Origin of the sequence: Salmonella sp. SAL4457 (assembly GCF_046548235.1) — a bacterium.
Classification (GTDB): Bacteria; Pseudomonadota; Gammaproteobacteria; order Enterobacterales; family Enterobacteriaceae; genus Salmonella; species Salmonella enterica.
In genome coordinates, this window is sequence record NZ_JBGDZO010000003.1 from 178,552 (window position 1) to 199,377 (window position 20,826).

Below are 20,826 nucleotides of genomic sequence, written 5' to 3' on the forward strand. Positions count from 1 at the left end.
CCCGGACAATGGCGTTTTAACTTACGTTTAACAAAGCCATGAAACACCCGCTTGAATCATTGATGACCGCTGCCGGTATTTTGCTGATGGCGTTGCTCTCCAGCCTGCTGCTGCCCGCCCCTTCGCTCGGCCTTGCGCTGGCGCAAAAACTGGTCGGGATCTTTCATCTTATGGATCTCAACCAGCTTTATACTTTGTTGTTTTGTTTATGGTTTCTGTTGCTCGGCGCGCTGGAATATTATGTTATTCGCTTTATCTGGCGGCGCTGGTTTTCGCTGGCCGATTAAACATTTCAATGCGTACGGCCATGCTTTTCTTTACGATAAGCGCCTGGCGGCAGGTTGAACGTGCGGGTAAAAATGCGCGTAAAGGTTTGCTGCGAATCAAAACCATACTTGAGACAAATATCATACACCTTCTGGTCGGTGTCGCGCAGGTCGCGCGCCGCCAGTTTTAGCTTCCGTTCACGCACGTAGCGCCCCAGACTCTCCCCTTTGTACTGCATAAAAAGGCGCTGCAGGTGCCACTTGGAATATCCCGCATGACGGGCAATATCATCAATACGTAACGGCTGATTCAAATTATCATCAATCCACTCGACAATCGTGTCGATAACCTGAGCGGAAATGGTCATCGTGCTCTCCCCTCTATCAAACTCGTCAGCGGCTCCCGCACCGCACATTTACGGCAACAGCAATAAGCATAGTAATAACCACATAAATTGTGAGACGGCTTATCGCATAGCCTGCAATATGCTTTTCTACCACTTCATGCGGCAGCTCTTGATTATGAGTGAGTAAGCACTCATTATAGAAAGCAAAGATACGCCGTCAAGGTACTTTTCAAAGGTTGACATTCACCGTTGCGACGCGACAACGGGCATGATTCAATCATGTTTTTCCAGACATAAGGGTAACGTGTAGTGGCTCGTCCGAAGAGTGAAGACAAAAAACAAGCATTACTGGAAGCGGCAACCCAGGCGATAGCGCAATCCGGTATCGCCGCCTCAACGGCGGTGATTGCGCGTAACGCAGGTGTTGCAGAAGGAACATTGTTTCGCTATTTCGCGACCAAAGATGAGCTGATTAACACGTTGTATTTGCATTTAAAGCAGGATCTCTGCCAGTCAATGATAATGGAGCTGGATCGATCCATTACCGATGCCAAAATGATGACTCGTTTTATCTGGAACAGTTACATCAGTTGGGGTCTGAACCATCCCGCGCGCCATCGGGCGATCCGTCAACTGGCCGTCAGCGAAAAGCTCACCAAAGAGACGGAACAACGGGCCGACGATATGTTCCCCGAATTGCGCGATTTATGTCATCGTTCCGTTTTGATGGTATTTATGTCGGATGAGTACCGCGCCTTCGGCGACGGCCTTTTTCTGGCGCTGGCTGAAACAACAATGGATTTCGCCGCGCGCGATCCCGCTCGCGCTGGCGAATATATTGCGCTGGGATTCGAAGCCATGTGGCGCGCGCTGACTCGCGAGGAGCAATAATGGACGGTCAAACACTGCACGCCTGTGCAAAACGCTTTGCGCTGGAACTGCCTTTTACCGAACACTGCTGGCCTTTCGGCCCACAGTACGATGTGTTTAAAGTCGGCGGCAAAATATTCATGCTTTTCACTGAACATCACTGTCGCCCAGTGGTGAACCTGAAGTCGGATCCCCAAAAATCTCTGGTAAATCAACAAATTTACCCCAGCATTGCGCCTGGCTATCACATGAATAAGAAACACTGGATTTCAGTCTATGCGGGCGAGGATATCACCGTCTCGCTACTCAACGATTTGATAAATGACTCATGGAATCTGGTCGTAGACGGGTTGCCTAAAAGAGAGCAACTGCGCCTGCGACCGCGCTGATGCAATAACCGTTTCCGCATTTTCCTCCCTTATCTTTTTACCGATAACCCGGTACCCTGCTGATACAAAAGGGTACTAAACCAACCAGGAGCATTTATGGATATCGTTTCTGTCGCCTTACAGCGCTACTCCACCAAGGCGTTCGATCCCAGCAAAAAACTGACCGCCGAAGAAGCGGATAAAATAAAAACACTACTACAGTACAGCCCCTCCAGCACCAATTCCCAGCCGTGGCACTTTATTGTCGCCAGTACGGAAGAAGGCAAAGCGCGCGTAGCAAAATCCGCTGCCGGAAACTACACGTTCAACGAACGCAAAATGCTGGACGCCTCCCATGTGGTGGTCTTCTGCGCCAAAACCGCAATGGATGACGCATGGCTTGAGCGCGTCGTCGATCAGGAAGATGCTGATGGCCGTTTCGCTACGCCGGAAGCTAAAGCGGCAAATGATAAAGGTCGCCGCTTTTTCGCCGATATGCACCGCGTCTCGCTGAAAGATGACCACCAGTGGATGGCGAAACAGGTCTATCTGAACGTCGGCAACTTTCTGCTGGGCGTCGCCGCGATGGGTCTCGACGCCGTCCCCATTGAAGGTTTCGACGCCGAGGTGCTCGACGCTGAATTTGGTCTGAAAGAAAAAGGCTATACCAGTCTGGTCGTGGTGCCGGTCGGCCATCATAGCGTCGAGGATTTCAACGCCGGGCTGCCGAAATCACGTCTGCCGCTTGAAACCACACTGACGGAAGTCTAATCCCCTGCCTAAGCCGGACGCCCGTCCGGCTTTTTTCACCTTTCTGCCAGGTTCCTCAATGATCAATGGCGCGAAGTGCCAGGTTTTACATCGCTAGTGTTAACTTCCTCTTTCAACCTATTGAAAATAAATAATATTTAAAACTGGCACGCCGTTTGCCATATCTGGATACCCCCTATCTGGATGAAGGAGAAAACGGCGTGACACCGGTTTGCGCCTACGATGGCGATATTGTCACCACGGAGTTGGCCCTCCCTGGCGTGTCATCAAAATCGGGCGCTAAACCCAACGTTATAACGGGTTTGATTGCCATCGCTTAACCCTGCCGTTTGCGACAGCCCGGCGAAAGCGGACACCGTTGCCGACAGCGGAAAATCTGCGCCAATCGAGATATCAACCCAGTTTTTATCCTGCGTTTTTCCGTCGCGGCTAAACGTCAGAGCGGTCGATTTAAGGCCGCCGTTCGCCACATACGTATCATCGCCAAACTGACGGCGATAATTAATCTGCGCCCGGGAGTGAATGATGCTGTGGCGAAGATCCAGACGCCAACCCGCGCTACCCACCTGCGAATGGGCGTTTTGGTCACCAAAACGCATTGATGTACTGGTATTGAGCTTCTCGCTATAACCATTAACGTGGCTGTAATCCCATGCATATTGCAGCATCGGTCCGGTCGTTAACCACGGCACCATGACAAAATCATAACCGCTGGTTAACCTCGCGCCCCACAGCCGACCGTTGGTTTCGCCCTCTTCCACCCGTCTTAGCGCACCGAGCGTTATACTGCGCTGAATGTTACTGAATTTAGCGGACAGAAAGTGTAAATCGCTATCCAGCCACGCCTGACCGGCGCGTAAATGGCTGAATACGGCGGCCTGAAAACCGCGGGCATCATAACGATAATTATCGTCAGGATGTTGCTTATCCAGAGAACCGGCTATCAGCCCTCCCAGCAGAACCTGCTCGTTAAGCTGATAATCGACGCCAACCGTCAGATTATTATGATTACCGTTCCCGTCGGCCTCATTATTATCATAACGTTGATATCCCCCGCTGTATCCGCCGAACATGCCCAGCGAACCGACAGGGTTTTCCCCCTGGCGAAGCTGCTGATAACGGCTGTCAAGCGTGGTACGACTGCCTTGCGCCATCGACTGAATGCTTTGGTTCAGGTATGTCGCCTGTACCGGCGCGGCAATGATCGACTGAATATATTGCGCAATAATGGTATGGACCTGCGGACCGGGATGTAAATGATCGGCAAACAGATAGTCCTGCGACGCATTAAATCCTGGCATTGCCGAGGAGCACGCCGAAGCGGATACGCCCGGCGGGCAGGCCATACCTACGGTATTTGTCAGACCAAACGCCTGCGGGTTGGCAAGAATTTCCTTAAAAAGGCCGTTGATATCGGCACGGGCTATATTGCCGCCGTGTTGCTCCAGCCCCTTCTCTTCCATCTGATTATAGTAATCGGTCAGAGCTGACGCCTGCCCTGCCGCCTTTTCATAGCCCGCCAGCAGTTGCTCAACGAGCAGTTGCTGAATAAACGGATTGCTGCTTACCGTTGCAGCCGCCGCCAGCAACGCCTTGCGGATCGCCTGTTGCCGACTGGCGAAATCGGGCGTAGCTCCCTCCGCCAGCGCATCTAACGCCGCTTTTAGCGCCGGGGGCGCCGCTGCGCCCAGCCCGGCGGTGATTACCGCCTCCAGAAGCATTGGCGTCGCACTAATATCCGGTACGTTTGGCACCACGACCAGCCCGGCGCCGGCATCCAGTAACAGCCCTACCTGCGCCGCCGCGCTAGTGGCGCTATTACCGGCTATTTGCTGTGCCATGGTTGGTTGCGCGATGGCCGCCGCCAGATCGTTTCCGCCGACCCAGTGAATATACAAACCGTTGTGGTCGGCTTTTCCCCCCGTTTTGGCAAGCCACTGCCGTACCTGATCGGCGGTATTATCCTGCGGGTTTAATTCCGGGGTCGCCGTCGCGCCGCCGGCGGCATAATTAGAGCCGCCATTGCTGGAAGGGCTTAATGCCAGCCCATATAGTTCGGCCAACTGTTCGTCGTAGAGCTTATTTTGACCACTATCCCAGGTCCAGCGACCGTTATTTCCGGTATCGCTAAGGCTATCGCCAATTACCGTAAGAGAGTCAAACGCACAGGCAGATAATGGCGCGGCCAGCGCCAGCGAGAGTATGCCGTATTTTAGCAGGGTATTTTGGGTCATCCGATGTTCCTTAATGTTATTGTTGATAGGTACGACGGTGCTAATCATTATCCGACAGAGATATTGCAATCGTTTTAAACATTCTGGTTAAAAAGTTTTCATTCATTGTTGACGGACTGGCGCCTGTTCAAAAAGAGGGAACCGCGTAAAATAACGACGTTTATAGGGCGCTGGATAAAATATAGCGTATGGATAACCCCAGAGGCGCTTTTACCCGTCTGTTGCTGATTATGCCTGAAGCGCAGGCGTCCTGATTTGCATAAATGCCATTCAGCAGTCATCATAGGCTGCTGTTTATAAAGGAGAGATTATGCAGGAATTGATATCCCAGGTAGAAGATTTAGCGGGAATTGAAATGAATCACACCACGTCGCTGGTGGTGATATTTGGTATTATTTTTCTGACAGCAGTTGTCGTGCATATTATTTTGCACTGGATAGTACTGCGCGCTTTCGAAAAACGTGCCAGCGCCAGTTCCCGCCTGTGGCTGCAAATTATTACCCAGAATAAATTATTCCATCGTCTGGCTTTTACGCTGCAAGGCATCATTGTCAATATTCAGGCCGCGCTCTGGCTACAAAAAGGCAGTGAGGCTGCGGATATCCTGACGACCTGCGCGCAGTTATGGATTATGACCTACGCCCTGCTGTCGTTATTTTCCTTGCTGGACGTGATTTTCAATCTATCGCAAAAATGGCCCGCCGCCTCTCAGTTACCGCTAAAAGGAATATTTCAGGGTATTAAGCTCATCGGCGCAATTATCGTCGGCATTCTGATGATCTCACTGCTGATTGGCCAGTCACCAGCAATTTTAATCAGCGGGCTGGGCGCGATGGCCGCGGTATTAATGCTGGTCTTTAAAGACCCGATTCTTGGCCTGGTTGCCGGTATCCAGCTTTCCGCCAACGATATGCTCAAACTAGGCGACTGGCTGGAGATGCCAAAATATGGCGCAGATGGCGCGGTCATTGATATTGGCTTAACCACGGTAAAAGTACGCAACTGGGATAATACCATCACCACCATTCCCACCTGGTCGCTGGTTTCCGATTCGTTCAAAAACTGGAGCGGCATGTCTGCGTCCGGCGGACGCCGGATTAAACGCAGCATTAATATTGACGCGACCAGTATCCATTTTCTGGATGATGATGAAAAACAGCGGCTGTTAACCGCGCAACTGTTAAAGCCGTACCTTACCAGCCGTCATCAGGAAATCGATGAATGGAATAAACAACTGGATGCGCCGGAATCAGCCTTAAATCACCGCCGAATGACCAATATCGGGACATTTCGCGCCTATCTGAACGAATATTTACGCCACCATCCGCGCATCCGTAAAGATATGACGCTGATGGTACGCCAACTGGCGCCTGACGATCATGGTTTGCCGATAGAGATCTACGCCTTTACCAATACCGTCATATGGCTGGAATATGAGAGCATTCAGGCCGATATTTTCGACCATATTTTTGCCGTGGTGGAAGAGTTCGGCTTGCGTATTCATCAGACGCCGACCGGCAGCGATATTCGCGCGCTGTCAGGGACATTGCGCCATTAATGGATTGCCCGATCGCATGAGCATGGGATCGGGCAAAAAAGTTAATGAGCCTTACGGCGCAAAACTGTAAACGCGATAAACAGGAATACAATCCATACCGGCAGCAAAATCGCCGACAATCGCATATCGTCCATCGTACACATTAACACCAGGATCAGCGCCAGAAACGCAATGCACAAATAGTTTCCGGCGGGATAGAACAGCGCCTTAAATTGCGTCTCGCGCCCTTTACGACGCATCGCCGCGCGAAAACGTAAATGCGCGAGACAGATCATTATCCAGTTTAGCAATAGCGTCGCGACAACCAGCGCCATCAACAGGCTAAACGCTTTTTGCGGCAACAGATAGTTGATCAGCACCACCAGCGAGGTAATCGCTCCGGAAAGTATCAGCGAGTTCACCGGTACGCCGCGATGGCTGACGCGGGTTAAAAATTTCGGCGCGTTGCCTTGTACGGACAGGCCGAACAGCATTCGGCTATTCGAATAAACGCCGCTGTTATATACCGAAAGCGACGCGACCAGAATAACGAAATTCAGCGCCGAAGCCACCACATTACTGTCCAGGTTATGGAAGATCATCACAAAAGGGCTGCTATTGGATTTCACCTCTACCCACGGATAGAGCGCCAGCAACACCACCAGCGAACCGATGTAGAACAGCAAAATACGGTATACCACCTGATTCACCGCTTTCGGGATGCTTTTTTGCGGATCGCGCGCTTCCGCCGCAGTAATGCCGATCAGCTCCAGTCCGCCAAAAGAAAACATAATCACCGCCAGCGACAGAAGCAAACCATGCCAACCGGTAGCGAAGAAACCGTTATAACGCCAGAGGTTATCAATGCTGGCATGTTCGCCGCCGTGGCCGGAGAACAGCAGCCACAGACCAAAACCTATCATGCCGATAATCGCCAGCACTTTAATCAGCGCGAACCAGAATTCCGTTTCGCCATACAGACGAACGTTCACCAGATTCACGGCATTAATGATAATAAAAAACGCCGCCGCCCATACCCATGTTGGTACGTCAGGCAGCCAGTACTGCATATAGATGCCCGCCGCGGTCAACTCCGCCATCCCGACCAACACAAACATGACCCAATAGTTCCAGCCCGACAAAAAGCCCGCAAACGGCCCCCAATATTTCCAGGCGAAGTGGGCAAACGATCCGGAAACCGGCTCTTCCACGACCATTTCACCCAACTGGCGCATAATGAGAAAAGCGATAATCCCGGCAACGCCATAGCCCAACAAAACAGCCGGCCCCGCCATTTGAATCGCCGGGCCGATGCCCAGAAACAGTCCGGTGCCAATGGCGCCGCCCAGCGCAATTAGCTGAATATGGCGGTTTTGCAACCCCCGCTGAAGCGTCGGTTCATTCTTCGACGCTGCATCCGACACGCTGGCGCCGGATGCAGTTGACGCGTTTTTCACGTCCTACCCCTGTATCGTTTTTATTGAGGGGCACCTTTTAACATTTCGCTCTCGCTGCCGCAAGGCGCAATCGTTTGTCAAGGCTCAACTCCGGACGTTAACGTTATCGTGTAAAAAAAGATGTCGCGGGGAGTAAAAAGAAAAGAGTGCGCGCCGATATAGAACGTTACGGGTGACAGACGCCGAGTATAAAATATGTGAATAACTCTGGACGAAAAGTACGACACCCTACAGAATACATTTAGTATTTTTTCAGTATTTTCAAAAAGGTGAATCAGACTTGGTATCTGTTATCCGTTTTTGAGCCACGCCAGGCATCAACGTCATGAATAAGATCATCAAACGTTTAGAGATCATCAAAAGCGCCATCGAACTTGAGGACGAAGAGATTATCCGTCAGCAGCTCATCTACCTGAAAAATGAGCCGCAGGATGCCGTAATCAGCGCGATTGCCCAGGCGATTGAAGCTCGTCGATTCAGTGACGCCATGCAAGAGATCGCCGCCTGGCTACAGGCTCAACGGGCGCTCTCGACGTGGCAAGATCCCTCTATTGCCGCCAGTAAGCTGGAGCTGAAAGCGCTTGAAGCCCAACTTCGCGATCTGATTGACAAACGAAATGCGCGGGTACAAATCCTCGACGATTTCAACGACCTCTATCATCTGCGTCTCGGGCCGTTGATGAGCCGTATTCTGGAGTTGCGTAAACAGCTCGCGGTGAGTATGCAGCGTAAGCAAGAAGCCGAAATAAAACGCCGGGAAAAGGATTATCAATCCTGCCTGCAATTTATTTCCCAGGCCGTGGATCAACTGGCAACGCTAAAACAGCAGTGGACAGGATTGAATGCCGCCTCGCGCGAAGCGGTGGGCATCCGTCAGCGAATCCAGCAGCAGACGGAGTTAATCACCGCGTTGCTGGCGGAAATTCGCGAGCTGGAAGCAGATTTTTCCCATCAGGACGACAGCGCATTCCGCCAGGCGCAGGAAAATGCGGAACAGGACTATCACCAGTACCGGGAGCAGCAGCAGGAAGCGCAATTCCGCTACGCCCGCGATCAACGTTTGTCGGCAGACGAACGCAGTGAATTAAAACGTTTGTGGCGTCAGGCCAGCCGCCTGTGTCACCCGGATGTGGTCGCCGATGAATTAAAAGAAAAAGCGCACCAGATGATGGTACAACTTAATCAGGCGCGGCAGAATGCCGATCTGGCGGCAATTCGCGCGTTATTGACGCAGCTGCAAAGCGGTCTGGAACCGATGATGGCAAGCGACAGGCTCAATAACCTGGAACATCTGCGCCATAAAATACGCCAGCTCCGCACGCAAATCGACGCGCTGTTGAAAGAGATAACGCAGCTGGAAACGGAAAACGCCTGGCGGCTCGCCTCTTCCGTTGCGGATAAGGAAGCCTATTTCTCCGAGCAGGAACGGGCGCTAACCGAAATTCGCAATACGCTGGAGGCGCAGGTTCAACAGGTGGAACAGGAACTTCTGGCAGGGTAGTCCATCATTCATCAACACATTGTCGGATGGCGCAAGCGCCACCCGACGAATCGCGGCATAAAGAGGGTAAGAGGGTCGCTACTGGCGCTGTAAAAGTAACGAACGGGCGGAGTCCGCCATGATCATCACCGCCCCTGCCAGCATTAACGTATCTTTTAATACCAGCCGCCCGGCGCCCGATAAATACGGGAAACCATAATGCGCATCGCCCAGCGGCATAACCCAGGCCTCCGGCGTGGTGATTAAAAACGACAGCGTGACAAATGGCGTCAGGAATGCCAGCACGCCGCCCGCCAGCCCTAACCAGCGGCTGACAGGGTTAGCCAGTACCAGCACCGCGATAATCAATTCCACCACGCCCAGACCATCCGAAAACGCATACGTATTATTGGCCGTTTGCCAGGCGCGCTCCTCCGGTTTTAGTTCGCCCTCATGCGTCAGATGCTGACGATATTCTTCAGGATGTTCATAGAAAAAAGACATAAACGGGCTGTTCGCCACAAACGGGGTAATACTGTCTGCCTCATAGGGCACAAATTTTAGTAGTCCAATCCAGATAAAAACGATGGCGATACTCAGGCGAATTAATGTTAATCCAAGCCGATCCCCCTGACTTAACAGACGAAGATATTTATCCATCTCAGGCTCTCCTTATTTATATAATATCGCAGTGGCGTAACCCGTATTATCAATACGCATTGACGTAATTTTCCATGACGACGCCTGTTTACTTTGCGCCAGTCTGGCAATAGCGTCTTCAAGCATTGACGGCGTTGCTGACACCGCAGAAACGCTGATATATTCAACGTCAGTTAGCGGCTGGGCGGAGGCGGAAAACGCCAGCGGCGCAGCCAATAATGAAGCAATAAGCGTGGTAACTTTTAACATCGAGATTTCCAGTCGTGGGTTATTTCAATGGTGTTATAATACGTTATGCCTGGCTAAAGCCTTTTCTTTCAGACGCCAGCATATTTGTCCTGGCGTATTTTTATGGTCTGACAGGCAAAAAAAAGCCCTGATTAACAGGGCTACATTATTTATGTTTTACTTAATGAGAGAGAAGAGATCGTTTAAAGACTCACTCATTGTAGGATGGGTAAATATCTGGTCGCGTAACACCGTATAAGGTAAATCTGCATCCATAACGGTTTTAACGATATTAATCATTTCATGAGAATCGACGCATAACAATGACACCCCTACAATACGCTGCGTATTCACGTCCACTACCGCTTTTAGTACGCCACGAGTATCGTTCATAACACGGGCGCGAGGGATCGCCGCCACCGGTAATGTCACCACCTGCACCGTTGCGCCGCTTGCCCGCGCTTGTTCTTCCGTCAGCCCGACACGAGAGAGCGGCGGCGTCATAAAGACGGAATACGGAACGTTCTGGCGATCGCGGGTACTGCGTTTGCCATCTCCCAATAACCCGTCGCGTACAATACGAAAATCATCCAGTGAAATATAGGTAAACTGCAACCCACCGGTAACATCGCCCATCGCCCAGATATTGTCCGCCGTGGTACGCAGGTAATCATCCACGATGATCCCGCCGCGTTCGTTCACCGCCACACCGGCGTTCTGCAACTGTAAGCCAGCCGTCGCCGGTTTTCGCCCCGACGCCACCAGCAGGGCATCCACAAGATGCGCGCCTTCCGGCGTTTCTACTTGTACCGCGCCCTCCTTTGAGGATACGGCCTGTACGTTGGCGTTTAAAATCAGCTCGACGCCCTTTTCCTGTAAAATACGGGTAATTGCCTGCGCGATATCCCGATCTTCACGAGGCAGGAATTGCGGCGCTGCTTCAAAGATAGTGACCTTCGTACCAAAGTTGGCGAACATTGAGGCAAATTCAAGGCCAATATAACCACCGCCTAAAATCCCCAGCCGCGCCGGACGCTGGCTCAGGCTGAGTAGCCCGGTGCTATCGAACACCCCTGCCGTCGTTGTTAAGCCCGTAATAGCCGGGATCACCGACTCTGCGCCAGTATTAATAAAGATCTTTTCTCCCCGTAACACCCGCTCGCCGTCCGCCTGAAATACCCGTAAGGTATGGTTATCAATAAACTCCGCCCTTCCCTCAATCACATCGACATTGTCCAGGTCGGCAAGATTATGAAAATTTTTGTCGCGTAAAAAATTTACGACCGCCGCTTTGCGTTGCATGGCGACAGAAAAATCGCCCTCACGTTCCGCGTCATGCACCAGCGTTTTCGTTGGAATACAGCCAATGTTGATGCAGGTTCCGCCGAACATACTGGCGGACTGTTCGATAATCGCCACGCGCCATCCCGTCTTCGCCAGAGTTGCCGCCAACGTTTTTCCTGCCTTGCCAAAACCAATAATGAGCGCCTGATACTGTGTCATCTTCTTTCTCCGCCAAATCACCATCTGTTTGTCAGGACAAGTATAAATAACGTCAAAAAAGACAGGGTTATCCGTAACGCGCCAATTTTTGTCTTATCGTCTAAATTAGCGGTTAGCAAAAACAAGAGTAGAAATGACATTGAGTCAGAAATATAGTGAACAGAGACAGAAATGGTGATCCCTATTTTTGAAAATAAATCTGTTCTGGAGTCTATATGGATGCGCTTAGTCGGCTATTGACGCTTAACGCCCCTCAGGGCTCAATCGACAAGAATTGCCCGTTAGGCGGCGACTGGCAGTTGCCGCACGCCGCTGGCGAACTATCGGTGATTCGCTGGCATACCGTTACGCAGGGCGAAGCGCAACTGGAAATGCCTACCGGCGACGCCATGACGCTTACGCCGGGAAAGGTGGTGATTCTGCCGCAAAACTCCGCCCACCGTTTGCGCCAGTCTGGCGAAGCACCGACACATATCGTGTGCGGTAGTCTACGTCTGCACACGACGTCACGTTATTTCCTTACCGCGTTGCCGGAAGTGTTATGTCTTGCCCCGCCGCCGCATAGCCCCGCCAGTATCTGGCTTAACGCCGCCATTTTGCTGTTACAGCAGGAGTCAGAACACCATTTACCCGGCGCTGATGTCTTATACAGTCAGCAGTGCGCCACGCTGTTTACCCTCGCCGTTCGCGACTGGCTATCGCAGGCTGGCACGGCGAAAAGCGTGCTCAATTTATTGCTGCATCCCCGGCTGGGCCGCGTGATCCTTCACATGCTGGAAACACCGGCGCATCCCTGGACGGTCGAAACGCTGGCGCAACGGGTACACATGTCGCGGGCGAGTTTCGCCCAGCTATTTCGCGACGTGTCCGCTACAACGCCCTTAGCCGTGTTAACAACGCTGCGCCTGCAAATCGCCGCCCAGACCCTGTCGCGTGAAGCGCTGCCGGTGATGGTGATTGCCGAGTCGGTAGGTTATGCGAGCGAATCTTCTTTTCACAAAGCGTTTGTCCGTGAATTCGGTTGTACACCAGGCGAGTACCGCAAACGGGTCAACGCGCTCGGACGATAAACGTAGGCTGAACCCGCCTACAGTTTGACGCCGCAGGCGGGGTGCACACGTTATGCCGCAAGGCGACGATGCCTGCGCAGCCACATCAGCTTGTAGGCTGCCGGAATGATGAACAGCGACAGCAGCGGCGCGGTAATACGGCTCATCACCTCAGAACCCGCGCCGGTCCCCCATAAAACAGGTAGCAGACCGGCGATAATCACCGCTACCGTCATGGCTTTTGGCCGCACCCGGAGCACCGCCCCGTGGTGAAGCGCCTCATCGAGTTTTTCTGCCGAAAAGGTGTTGGGAGCTTGCGCTTTGAAGGCCGCGCCTGCTGGATCACCGGCGATCCCATCATGCTGCGCAGAGCCATCAGTAATTGACTCTCTAATACGATGCGCTATACGCCGCCGGGTAAAACCATTACTCTTCAGATAAAAGAAGCGGACGACCAGATACATATTATTGTTGAAAACCCCGGTACGCCAATCGCGCCGGAACATTTGCCGCGCCTTTTCGATTGTTTTTATCGCATTGATCCCTCCCGCCAGCGTAAAGGGGAAGGCAGCGGTATAGGCCTGGCAATTGTAAAATCCATCGTCACTGCGCACCGGGGAAAAGTTTCTGTCACCTCCGATACGCGCGCTACTCGTTTTATTTTGACATTACCCAAACACCTCCGTTGAACTGTAGCGATAGTGAAAGGCGCTATCGCTAACCAGCAAAATAATCTGACATCATCGTCATTATCCCGTCACGCGCCAGACTCAACGACTGTTTTATTATTTCTCTTATTAACCCACACCGGAGAAATAAGTTGAATAAGTTTACATCCCTTTTAGCTGTCGTTTTTTTATTTCAGCTGGCGTAAAAGTCGCAGAGAAAATGGAATCCCGCCAATTATCCGCCACCGCGCATGAAATGATGAATAACGGTGACGCCTTCGCGCACCAGCAAATGGCTTAGACACAGAAAACCAGCGCCCCGACTCCTGTGGAAAATGCGACACCCTTTTCTGAAATGGACGACTATGAAAAAGCAATGGTCATCCATCAATCGATGAATAATGCCCATTCTTTCGCCCATGAGATCCAGGCTGAGGAGCACCATAAACAGATTAAACACAATTAGTTATTTGCATATTAGCGTCACGTACTGCGGATGGCACAACGTCGCCCCCGCAGAAGCTTACGGATTAACATAATTTTGAGAGGTTAAATGGCGCGCCCTGCAGGATTCGAACCTGCGACCCACGGCTTAGATGTTCCTGGAACTACCTGAGCTAACAACAAGTTATCCCATTACCACGGCGCTCACTCGCCCCATCTTCGAAAAACATGCAAAGCTTTGCAAGCCGATGCAAAGCTTTGTGTGTACCGTTTTTGTCCCAACCCACTCAGCAATCAGTAGCCTCAATCGATCGATAACAACGATCAATTAATAATATAACAATAAGTTTAAACTATCAAATATCACATTATTGATCGTTTATATCGATCAAATCAATTTGTAGTGCTACACTCCAGACCTTTCCGAATCCGCTGATTTTCATAATGTTGAAGTTATTCGCTAAGTACACATCGATCGGTGTTCTTAACACGCTTATTCATTGGGGCGTATTTGCTTTTTGTGTGTATGGGATGCATACGCATCAGGCGTTGGCGAACTTTTCCGGTTTTGTTATCGCTGTATCGTTCAGCTTCTATGCCAATGCGCGCTTCACCTTTAACGCCAGCACCACCACGCTTCGCTACATGATGTACGTGGGGTTTATGGGAACACTGAGCGCCGTTGTTGGCTGGATGGCTGACAAATGTTCCCTGCCGCCACTCCTTACTCTTGTCACCTTTTCAGCTATCAGCCTGATATGCGGATTCATTTATTCAAATTTCATTGTCTTTAGGGATGCGAAATGAAAGTCTCGTTAGTCGTTCCGGTCTTCAATGAAGAAGCCACGATACCTATTTTCTATAAAACGGTTCGCGAGTTTGAAGAGCTAAAACCGTATGAAGTTGAGATTGTTTTCATCAACGACGGAAGCAAAGATGCGACTGAATCAATAATTAACAAAATAGCTGCATCTGATCCGCTCGTTATTCCGCTTTCGTTTACGCGAAACTTCGGTAAAGAACCTGCTCTTTTCGCGGGTCTCGACCATGCAACCGGGGATGCGGTCATTCCTATTGATGTCGATTTACAGGATCCGATAGAAGTTATCCCCCATCTCATTGAGAAGTGGCAGGCTGGCGCGGATATGGTGCTGGCTAAGCGCTCAGACCGCTCAACTGACGGGCGCATGAAGCGTAAGACAGCTGAATGGTTTTATAAGCTGCACAATAAAATCAGCAATCCGAAAATTGAAGAGAACGTCGGTGATTTCCGGTTAATGAGCCGTGAAGTTGTCGAAAATATTAAACAGATGCCAGAACGTAATCTGTTTATGAAAGGCGTTCTGTCATGGGTGGGCGGCAAGACTGATGTAGTTGAATACGCCCGCGCTGAGCGTGTTGCCGGCGATTCAAAATTCAATGGCTGGAAATTATGGAATCTGGCGCTGGAAGGAATAACTTCTTTCTCAACATTTCCGCTCCGCATATGGACTTACATTGGATTGTTTATTGCAGGTATGTCATTCCTTTACGGTGCATGGATGATTATTGATAAATTAATATTTGGAAATAATGTTCCTGGCTACCCGTCTCTTCTTGTTTCTGTACTTTTTCTGGGTGGCGTTCAATTGATAGGAATAGGTATTCTTGGGGAATATATTGGCAGGATTTACATAGAAACAAAAAAAAGGCCTAAGTACATAATTAAGAATGAGAAGAAAAATGGTTAACAATAGATTAAAAATGGTAATCGCTATCCTTATAGTTTTCTCGTTGGTGTATTCAATAGGATTTATCACACCAATGAACTCTGATGACTATACTTATGCCCTAAGAGAGCTTTCGCTTTCTAGCGTAAAAATGCACTATTTGGGATGGAGCGGAAGGGTTGTGTCAGATACGATCAGCACATCTCTATTAAAGTTTTTCTCCCCGCATATTTACAATGCAATAAACTCAGCAGCGCTAACATTAATGGTGTTGTGCTGGACAATGATCCCAGCTACATTAACAAAGTCGTCACCGTCCCCATATGTGATGATTTTCTTATTTTTCTTATACTTCGTTGCAAATCCAGCCCTCGGTCAAACTAACTTCTGGCTTGTTGGGTCAGCAAATTACTTATGGACCAACATGTTCATTGCCATTTATATACTAATTTCTATATATTTAAGCAATGGTAAAAAATCCAATTTAATACTCTTTGTATATGCCATATCATCGATATTTGCAGGTTGCTCAAATGAAAATACATCTCTTGTAGTTGTATTAATTTCTGTAGCATATTTCTTTATAATGAATAGAAATAAATATTTACTGATTGGCGTATTCGGATCTGCAATAGGCGCGGGGGTTCTCCTGCTGGCTCCGGGAAACCTATCCCGTGCGTCTACAATACAAGACTGGTACAATCAACCACTTGCATGGAGGGTTCTTGAGCACTTTTCAGAAAGGCTGCCATCAGCAATGGGGGCATATTGGCAGGTCTATATTGCATTTATAATACTACTAATCTCTGTAGTGTTATCAAGGAATAGTAGCAGCAAACTTATGTTTGGAAGCTTTTTATTCATGCTGGGTGCAATTGCTGCAAATGTTGCGTTCCTTGCATCTCCTGCAATGCCCAGCAGGGCTCTCAATGGAGCACTCTGCTTTATGATTCTTTCGATTTCCTTTGTTGCTCATTCTGCATTTACGAAATTTAACAAGGCTTCCATTTATTTATCTGTTACTACATATGCAATGGCTTTTTTATATTTCATCCCATCATACATCCTCTATTACTCATCAATTAAATCAATAAGCAAACAAACGGAGATTAGGGAAGAAATAATAGACAGGGCGAAACATAACAAACAAGATCAAGCGATAATTCCTGATTATTACTTTCCACCGGTACTGCATGCAGGCCCAAGTCTTGATACGTTTAACAGTGAAGCAATGTCTAGATACTACGGGATTGATTTGAAAATAACTGCTCCAGGATTTTTCGACTATTCACAAGCCTTTAATTTCAAGCCTCTTAATATTAACGCAAAAATATGTAACAACGTTTATATAAAATCATTATGGATATATAAACAGCAAATGGGCATTAAAACCTTTGTAATATTTGAGTTTAATAAAAATCCTGCTGATTCTCTTGATGAGAATACAGCGATGTTCATTAGCTTTAAAACAAAGGATGGGAAAATTATAAATGCAGATGTCGACAAGAAGACATTCCAAATAGACGGAAGATGGCTTTCCGGGCGGGCGATTAACGGCATAGATTCAAATGAATTAGAATCAATTACATCTGGGACATGGGACGTTAGAACAGGGGCGAGGACAAATGAGAATATTACGGAAATAATTAAATAACATTCATGTATAATTAATGTTCCCCGCCACCAATGGGTAACGGGCGGCGGGGATTCCTACATATCGTATGTCACAAATGCCCCATCAGGTTTCTTAGCAAGAAGTCGCAATGCACCATCAGTCCCAAAAAAGAACCCAACGGAGCCATAGTGCATTAATCCAGACTCCGGCAACTGACCAATACACGCAAGGATACGCATGTGCCCAAAGCCCATCCGGTTCAACTCCACCACAGATGCAGGAACACCGTCTTTTAGTGCGGATAAACTGCCCCCTACTGGTTTCACTACCGGGTAAAGGAACCTGACAATCTGCGGTCAATGTGAATCGCCACAGGTTTAACAGACACCTCAGAGCCATTTAAGATGACTTAAAGAGAGGTGCCTATGAGCGGTAAACGTTATCCCGAAGAGTTTAAAATTGAAGCGGTAAGACAGGTCGTTGAGCGTGGCCATTCTGTTTCCAGCGCCGCAACACATCTCGATATTACTACCCACAGTCTTTACGCCAGGATAAAGAAGTACGGGTCGAACTCCTCCACCAATAAAGAAATAAAGAGCAGTCAGATGATCAGACCGGAATCCGCCGACTCCCGAAAGAGTTGAAGCGGGTTACTGACGAGCGGGACATATAAAAAAAAGCCGCAATAGATTCAATTGGTCACTGCAACCATGAATGACAAAAGATAGAGTCCTGAATGCGCTTCTGATGGCCGTGTGGCGACGTAATCACCCGCTATGAATGGCAGTCGCTCCTGAAACCGCACGGACTGGAGAGCAGAATGAGCCGTCGTGGCAACTGTCATGACAATGCGGTTGCAGAAAGCTTTTTCCAGCTACTGAAGCGTGAACGGATAAAGGAAAAGATCTACGGAACGAGAGACGAAGCCAGAAGCGATATTTTTGATTACATAGAAATGTTTTATAACAGTAGACGCCGGCATGGTTCGAGCGAGCAGATGCCACCGGCTGAATATGAAAACCTATATCATCAACGACTCAGAAGTGTCCAGGTTATCCGTGGTGATTCACAGATATGCTCACCTTGCGCCTAATCATTTAACGGAACACGCGAGGAAAATAGACGACATTTTTGGTGATGATGTCCCAAATATGTCCCATATGGAAAATAAGGAGGAAATAAAGAAGCGTAACACGTTGATTTATAAGTGGCGCGCCCTGCAGGATTCGAACCTGCGACCCACGGCTTAGAAGGCCGTTGCTCTATCCAACTGAGCTAAGGGCGCCTTGTGAAGTGAAGACTTCGTGTAGACGAAACGCGAGAATTATACGGTCAGGCACTCCTGAGTCAATGGCTTTTGTTCTGGTTGCTGACTAAGTGTACGAATATCGTCTTTTCTGGCGCAATGCCAGGTTCCAGGAAATCGCCTGGACACATCTCAGCACGCATAAAGTGGGAATTAAGGCCGCCAGTATTTAGATAATCAATCAGTTTCTTTAATATTTCACCATGATTCACCTGCCGTGTAGGATATTTTTTATGCTGAGTATCGCTATTAAGGAACAAAACAGTCACTTTGAGCATGGGTTGAAAATCATCATGACGCGTCTGGCGAATCAATGGCAGCAGAAAATTGACTTTCTGCCGCCAGAAGAGATAGATAATGCCGATATCGCTTTTCTGGCCCTGGATGATGATTGGTTCAGCGCAGGCTGTTACCAGATACCTATGCATACCCAACATCAGCTACGGGTAATTATTTGTAATAAATGCGATAAAGAAAAGCTCATGTTCAGACCATGTCTGTATATGCTGCCGCATATTTATCGGGAAGATGATGTTGAAGAAATTACCCGGAAAATGATATTGATCTTACATAAGCGAGCGCTTCGACATAGCGTCCCTTCTGGCATTTGCCACTACTGCACGACTCGTCATTTTTCAGTAACAGAACGTCACCTGTTAAAACTGATCGCCAGCGGTTATCATTTAAGCGAAACGGCCGCTTTACTTTCACTTTCTGAAGAGCAGACAAAGTCACTCCGCCGGAGCATTATGCGAAAATTACATGTTAAAACGGAGCAGCAGTTTTTAAAGTATATTAGAGTTAACCTTCATTTCTTACTCAGTAAGTAAACCCACTTAACTTTTTACAAGGCTTACGAAATATCTCACCAATAATTAAGTAACGATACCTACAGGCATTTTTTTAACGCTGCCACAATGATGCCCATAATATCCTGATAGATTCAGGGGTCGAAAATATATGGCTGCATCATAAATGCCTGGAGGAGTGTTTGGTGGCACAGGGTACTTTATTAAAGGAAAGGATAAATCCCCCACACCTGGCGTCTTCGCCCACACGTCATTCATATCTCAACAGCGAATTGTTAAAATCTGAGCCAATCGTTAATCTCTCAACTGCGCAATTAATCGGCTATGAGGTCCTGACGCAACTTCCGTCAGAACATGATAGCGAAGTTTTTTTTCAGCAGTTAATGCTGATGGAAGGCATTGAAACATCAGAGCAACGAAGCATTGCTTTTTACGCTGGTGCAACGATGGAACAAGGTTATTTATGGCCAGCCATATTACCAGATATATATTAGAGCAATGGAAAAAGCAGGATGCGCAGCGTACCACGCAGGGAAAGACACCGCCGTTTAAGAAATGCTAAAGACTGCGCCTGCCGTTATCACTCTCCAACGCCGCAGATATTTGATCGCCTTGAGTTACTGAACCAACAGCTCAATTATGCCTTGCCGGTTGGTATCATTTCTCAGGCAATAATTACAACTGACAACTACCTCGGCTATTCGCTGAGTCACTACTTATTTTCCGGAAAACGTACCGCTGCATTCCGCTCATTAGATGACATTTCTTTGTGGATTGAAAAGGGGTCGCTCAGACAACTGATTGTAGATATGGAGGCGCTACCTGTCTCCTGTATTGAGGCGCTTAACCAGCTACGCGCGCTCAGTTGGCAACAAAGCGATATCCAGATTTACCTGCTGGTATCAGATAAAACCCCCGCTATAACACAGTTTATCCGTATGGCTGGGCGTTTTTTTGTTCTGTCACGACAACAAAACCTGGCCTCAGTACGCGAAGCCTTGTTATCAGCCGCCAAACCTCGCTTATCGGAAAGCTTTAGCCGTACTGACTGGTTGATGATTGAAACTTTAGCGCAAGGTGCCTCTTTAAAAGAAATAGCACGTCAGCAAAGCGTACCTTATCATCGTGTAGTTTACCGGCTTAAACAACTTATCACCCTCCTTAACCTTCCCCACAGACAAAGTTTTCTTCGGCTGATCCAGCAGTTAAACGTTACTTTCCACGACATTTTTTAACGAACTAACGTTTTGGTGAATAAGATTTTTTAAGAAATTACTTATTTTCACTTCCATTAAATGTAAATATTTCACATAAAATTAATATTTACAACTCGTCCTGGTAAGCGATAAAAATTTTTTTCTTACATCGCCCCCTGTCCCTCCTCGTTTTTTGAGGTCTCCAGCGTCAACATCTTTCTGTTATTACATAACAAATACTAAACAATTAGTCTTTCATATTATTTTTATACTTAAAAACAACAGTTTAAACTACTCAATGTCAACTCT

Annotated in this window: 20 protein-coding genes, 1 tRNA gene and 4 pseudogenes; 17 read left to right on the top strand and 8 right to left on the bottom strand. The window is 48.6% G+C overall.

The features are described from left to right. Nucleotides 1-38 precede the first annotated feature (38 nt). Nucleotides 39-287, top strand: a complete 249-nt coding sequence (locus ACLJNW_RS11975) for a DUF1158 family protein (RefSeq protein WP_000682497.1) — start codon at nucleotides 39-41, stop codon at nucleotides 285-287. Between the two features lie 5 nt (nucleotides 288-292). On the opposite strand, the gene ACLJNW_RS11980 is transcribed toward ACLJNW_RS11975, so the two are convergent. Continuing rightward, nucleotides 293-634, bottom strand: coding sequence for a RamA family antibiotic efflux transcriptional regulator (locus tag ACLJNW_RS11980; RefSeq protein WP_000155633.1), 342 nt, complete (start codon nucleotides 632-634; stop codon nucleotides 293-295). Between the two features lie 288 nt (nucleotides 635-922). Between ACLJNW_RS11980 and ACLJNW_RS11985 the strand changes: the two genes are divergently transcribed. The 3 genes from ACLJNW_RS11985 (at nucleotide 923) to nfsB (ending at nucleotide 2,622) form a co-directional block, all read left to right on the top strand. Next, nucleotides 923-1,504 carry a TetR/AcrR family transcriptional regulator gene (locus ACLJNW_RS11985; RefSeq protein ID WP_000113609.1) on the top strand — a complete coding sequence of 194 codons (582 nt, stop codon included), beginning with the start codon at nucleotides 923-925 and terminating at the stop codon, nucleotides 1,502-1,504. Beyond that, nucleotides 1,504-1,872 carry an MmcQ/YjbR family DNA-binding protein gene (locus tag ACLJNW_RS11990; RefSeq protein WP_000348989.1) on the top strand — a complete coding sequence of 123 codons (369 nt, stop codon included), beginning with the start codon at nucleotides 1,504-1,506 and terminating at the stop codon, nucleotides 1,870-1,872. Before ACLJNW_RS11985 ends, ACLJNW_RS11990 begins: the two co-directional genes overlap by 1 nt. A gap of 96 nt (nucleotides 1,873-1,968) precedes the next feature. Beyond that, nucleotides 1,969-2,622: an oxygen-insensitive NAD(P)H nitroreductase gene (nfsB, locus tag ACLJNW_RS11995; RefSeq protein WP_000355879.1), complete on the top strand. Its 654-nt coding sequence runs from the start codon at nucleotides 1,969-1,971 to the stop codon at nucleotides 2,620-2,622. A gap of 266 nt (nucleotides 2,623-2,888) precedes the next feature. Here the strand turns inward: nfsB and ACLJNW_RS12000 are convergent, their stop codons facing one another. Then, nucleotides 2,889-4,856 carry an autotransporter outer membrane beta-barrel domain-containing protein gene (locus ACLJNW_RS12000; protein WP_071624334.1) on the bottom strand — a complete coding sequence of 656 codons (1,968 nt, stop codon included), beginning with the start codon at nucleotides 4,854-4,856 and terminating at the stop codon, nucleotides 2,889-2,891. 310 nt (nucleotides 4,857-5,166) lie between these two features. On the opposite strand from ACLJNW_RS12000, the gene ACLJNW_RS12005 reads away from it, so the two are divergent. Then, nucleotides 5,167-6,414, top strand: coding sequence for a mechanosensitive ion channel family protein (locus ACLJNW_RS12005; protein WP_001156969.1), 1,248 nt, complete (start codon nucleotides 5,167-5,169; stop codon nucleotides 6,412-6,414). A 41-nt stretch (nucleotides 6,415-6,455) separates the two neighbouring features. Here ACLJNW_RS12005 and pheP read toward each other — a convergent pair whose 3' ends face one another. Continuing rightward, the gene (pheP, locus tag ACLJNW_RS12010) at nucleotides 6,456-7,850 is read right to left on the bottom strand and encodes a phenylalanine transporter (protein ID WP_000786288.1); all 1,395 of its coding nucleotides are present in this window, start codon (nucleotides 7,848-7,850) and stop codon (nucleotides 6,456-6,458) included. A 325-nt stretch (nucleotides 7,851-8,175) separates the two neighbouring features. On the opposite strand from pheP, the gene ACLJNW_RS12015 reads away from it, so the two are divergent. After that, nucleotides 8,176-9,351 (top strand): DnaJ family molecular chaperone, encoded by a 1,176-nt coding sequence (locus tag ACLJNW_RS12015; RefSeq protein ID WP_001033456.1) that lies wholly within the window; start codon nucleotides 8,176-8,178, stop codon nucleotides 9,349-9,351. A 78-nt stretch (nucleotides 9,352-9,429) separates the two neighbouring features. On the opposite strand, the gene rclC is transcribed toward ACLJNW_RS12015, so the two are convergent. The 3 genes from rclC to rclA form a co-directional block, all read right to left on the bottom strand. Next, nucleotides 9,430-9,990, bottom strand: coding sequence for a reactive chlorine resistance membrane protein RclC (rclC, locus tag ACLJNW_RS12020; RefSeq protein ID WP_000362181.1), 561 nt, complete (start codon nucleotides 9,988-9,990; stop codon nucleotides 9,430-9,432). A gap of 12 nt (nucleotides 9,991-10,002) precedes the next feature. Next, nucleotides 10,003-10,239: a reactive chlorine resistance periplasmic protein RclB gene (gene rclB / locus ACLJNW_RS12025; RefSeq protein ID WP_000922170.1), complete on the bottom strand. Its 237-nt coding sequence runs from the start codon at nucleotides 10,237-10,239 to the stop codon at nucleotides 10,003-10,005. Between the two features lie 156 nt (nucleotides 10,240-10,395). Continuing rightward, on the bottom strand, nucleotides 10,396-11,721 hold the full coding sequence (gene rclA / locus ACLJNW_RS12030; protein WP_000195929.1) for a reactive chlorine resistance oxidoreductase RclA: 1,326 nt from the start codon (nucleotides 11,719-11,721) through the stop codon (nucleotides 10,396-10,398). A gap of 215 nt (nucleotides 11,722-11,936) precedes the next feature. Between rclA and rclR the strand changes: the two genes are divergently transcribed. Further along, nucleotides 11,937-12,791 carry a reactive chlorine-specific transcriptional regulator RclR gene (gene rclR, locus ACLJNW_RS12035; protein ID WP_000339621.1) on the top strand — a complete coding sequence of 285 codons (855 nt, stop codon included), beginning with the start codon at nucleotides 11,937-11,939 and terminating at the stop codon, nucleotides 12,789-12,791. A gap of 50 nt (nucleotides 12,792-12,841) precedes the next feature. Here the strand turns inward: rclR and ACLJNW_RS12040 are convergent. Then, a pseudogene (locus ACLJNW_RS12040) lies at nucleotides 12,842-13,081 on the bottom strand (efflux RND transporter permease subunit); the annotation flags it as partial. On the opposite strand from ACLJNW_RS12040, the pseudogene ACLJNW_RS12045 reads away from it, so the two are divergent. The 7 genes and pseudogenes from ACLJNW_RS12045 to ACLJNW_RS12075 all read left to right on the top strand — a co-directional run. Further along, a pseudogene (locus ACLJNW_RS12045) lies at nucleotides 13,040-13,459 on the top strand (ATP-binding protein); the annotation flags it as partial. The pseudogenes ACLJNW_RS12040 and ACLJNW_RS12045 overlap by 42 nt on opposite strands. Nucleotides 13,460-14,326: 867 nt before the next feature. Then, nucleotides 14,327-14,689: a GtrA family protein gene (locus tag ACLJNW_RS12050; RefSeq protein ID WP_000915524.1), complete on the top strand. Its 363-nt coding sequence runs from the start codon at nucleotides 14,327-14,329 to the stop codon at nucleotides 14,687-14,689. Further along, the gene (locus ACLJNW_RS12055; protein ID WP_023193457.1) at nucleotides 14,686-15,612 is read left to right on the top strand and encodes a glycosyltransferase family 2 protein; all 927 of its coding nucleotides are present in this window, start codon (nucleotides 14,686-14,688) and stop codon (nucleotides 15,610-15,612) included. Before ACLJNW_RS12050 ends, ACLJNW_RS12055 begins: the two co-directional genes overlap by 4 nt. Continuing rightward, on the top strand, nucleotides 15,593-17,245 hold the full coding sequence (gtrC1, locus tag ACLJNW_RS12060) for a putative glucosyltransferase GtrC1 (RefSeq protein ID WP_077910351.1): 1,653 nt from the start codon (nucleotides 15,593-15,595) through the stop codon (nucleotides 17,243-17,245). The genes ACLJNW_RS12055 and gtrC1 overlap by 20 nt, the downstream gene beginning before the upstream one ends. Before the next feature lie 386 nt (nucleotides 17,246-17,631). Continuing rightward, the gene (locus ACLJNW_RS12065) at nucleotides 17,632-17,850 is read left to right on the top strand and encodes an IS3 family transposase (protein ID WP_001541675.1); all 219 of its coding nucleotides are present in this window, start codon (nucleotides 17,632-17,634) and stop codon (nucleotides 17,848-17,850) included. A gap of 34 nt (nucleotides 17,851-17,884) precedes the next feature. Next, nucleotides 17,885-18,299, top strand: a pseudogene (locus tag ACLJNW_RS12070) (IS3 family transposase); the annotation flags it as partial. Further along, nucleotides 18,268-18,393, top strand: a pseudogene (locus ACLJNW_RS12075) (integrase); the annotation flags it as partial. The pseudogenes ACLJNW_RS12070 and ACLJNW_RS12075, both read left to right, overlap by 32 nt. Before the next feature lie 21 nt (nucleotides 18,394-18,414). Here ACLJNW_RS12075 and ACLJNW_RS12080 read toward each other — a convergent pair. Next, nucleotides 18,415-18,491, bottom strand: a tRNA-Arg gene (locus ACLJNW_RS12080). A 254-nt stretch (nucleotides 18,492-18,745) separates the two neighbouring features. Here ACLJNW_RS12080 and fimW point away from each other — a divergent pair. The 3 genes from fimW to fimY all read left to right on the top strand — a co-directional run bounded on the left by fimW (nucleotide 18,746) and on the right by fimY (nucleotide 20,556). Further along, nucleotides 18,746-19,342, top strand: a complete 597-nt coding sequence (fimW, locus tag ACLJNW_RS12085; protein WP_000948629.1) for a fimbria biosynthesis transcriptional regulator FimW — start codon at nucleotides 18,746-18,748, stop codon at nucleotides 19,340-19,342. 161 nt (nucleotides 19,343-19,503) lie between these two features. Continuing rightward, nucleotides 19,504-19,815 carry a hypothetical protein gene (locus ACLJNW_RS12090; protein WP_000226492.1) on the top strand — a complete coding sequence of 104 codons (312 nt, stop codon included), beginning with the start codon at nucleotides 19,504-19,506 and terminating at the stop codon, nucleotides 19,813-19,815. Between the two features lie 18 nt (nucleotides 19,816-19,833). After that, nucleotides 19,834-20,556 (top strand): fimbria biosynthesis regulator FimY, encoded by a 723-nt coding sequence (gene fimY / locus ACLJNW_RS12095; protein ID WP_001258119.1) that lies wholly within the window; start codon nucleotides 19,834-19,836, stop codon nucleotides 20,554-20,556. The last annotated feature ends 270 nt before the right edge of the window (nucleotides 20,557-20,826 follow it).

Excerpts from the sequence above, each read along its gene's own strand:
- ACLJNW_RS11975 (WP_000682497.1), top strand. The coding sequence starts at position 39 with ATGAAACACCCGCTTGAATCATTGATGACCGCTGCCGGTATTTTGCTG.
- ACLJNW_RS11980 (WP_000155633.1), bottom strand. The coding sequence starts at position 634 with ATGACCATTTCCGCTCAGGTTATCGACACGATTGTCGAGTGGATTGAT.
- ACLJNW_RS11990 (WP_000348989.1), top strand. The coding sequence starts at position 1,504 with ATGGACGGTCAAACACTGCACGCCTGTGCAAAACGCTTTGCGCTGGAA.
- nfsB (WP_000355879.1), top strand. The coding sequence starts at position 1,969 with ATGGATATCGTTTCTGTCGCCTTACAGCGCTACTCCACCAAGGCGTTC.
- ACLJNW_RS12000 (WP_071624334.1), bottom strand. The coding sequence starts at position 4,856 with ATGACCCAAAATACCCTGCTAAAATACGGCATACTCTCGCTGGCGCTG.
- ACLJNW_RS12005 (WP_001156969.1), top strand. The coding sequence starts at position 5,167 with ATGCAGGAATTGATATCCCAGGTAGAAGATTTAGCGGGAATTGAAATG.
- ACLJNW_RS12015 (WP_001033456.1), top strand. The coding sequence starts at position 8,176 with ATGAATAAGATCATCAAACGTTTAGAGATCATCAAAAGCGCCATCGAA.
- rclC (WP_000362181.1), bottom strand. The coding sequence starts at position 9,990 with ATGGATAAATATCTTCGTCTGTTAAGTCAGGGGGATCGGCTTGGATTA.
- rclB (WP_000922170.1), bottom strand. The coding sequence starts at position 10,239 with ATGTTAAAAGTTACCACGCTTATTGCTTCATTATTGGCTGCGCCGCTG.
- rclA (WP_000195929.1), bottom strand. The coding sequence starts at position 11,721 with ATGACACAGTATCAGGCGCTCATTATTGGTTTTGGCAAGGCAGGAAAA.
- rclR (WP_000339621.1), top strand. The coding sequence starts at position 11,937 with ATGGATGCGCTTAGTCGGCTATTGACGCTTAACGCCCCTCAGGGCTCA.
- ACLJNW_RS12050 (WP_000915524.1), top strand. The coding sequence starts at position 14,327 with ATGTTGAAGTTATTCGCTAAGTACACATCGATCGGTGTTCTTAACACG.
- ACLJNW_RS12055 (WP_023193457.1), top strand. The coding sequence starts at position 14,686 with ATGAAAGTCTCGTTAGTCGTTCCGGTCTTCAATGAAGAAGCCACGATA.
- gtrC1 (WP_077910351.1), top strand. The coding sequence starts at position 15,593 with ATGAGAAGAAAAATGGTTAACAATAGATTAAAAATGGTAATCGCTATC.
- ACLJNW_RS12065 (WP_001541675.1), top strand. The coding sequence starts at position 17,632 with ATGAGCGGTAAACGTTATCCCGAAGAGTTTAAAATTGAAGCGGTAAGA.
- fimW (WP_000948629.1), top strand. The coding sequence starts at position 18,746 with ATGCTGAGTATCGCTATTAAGGAACAAAACAGTCACTTTGAGCATGGG.
- fimY (WP_001258119.1), top strand. The coding sequence starts at position 19,834 with ATGCGCAGCGTACCACGCAGGGAAAGACACCGCCGTTTAAGAAATGCT.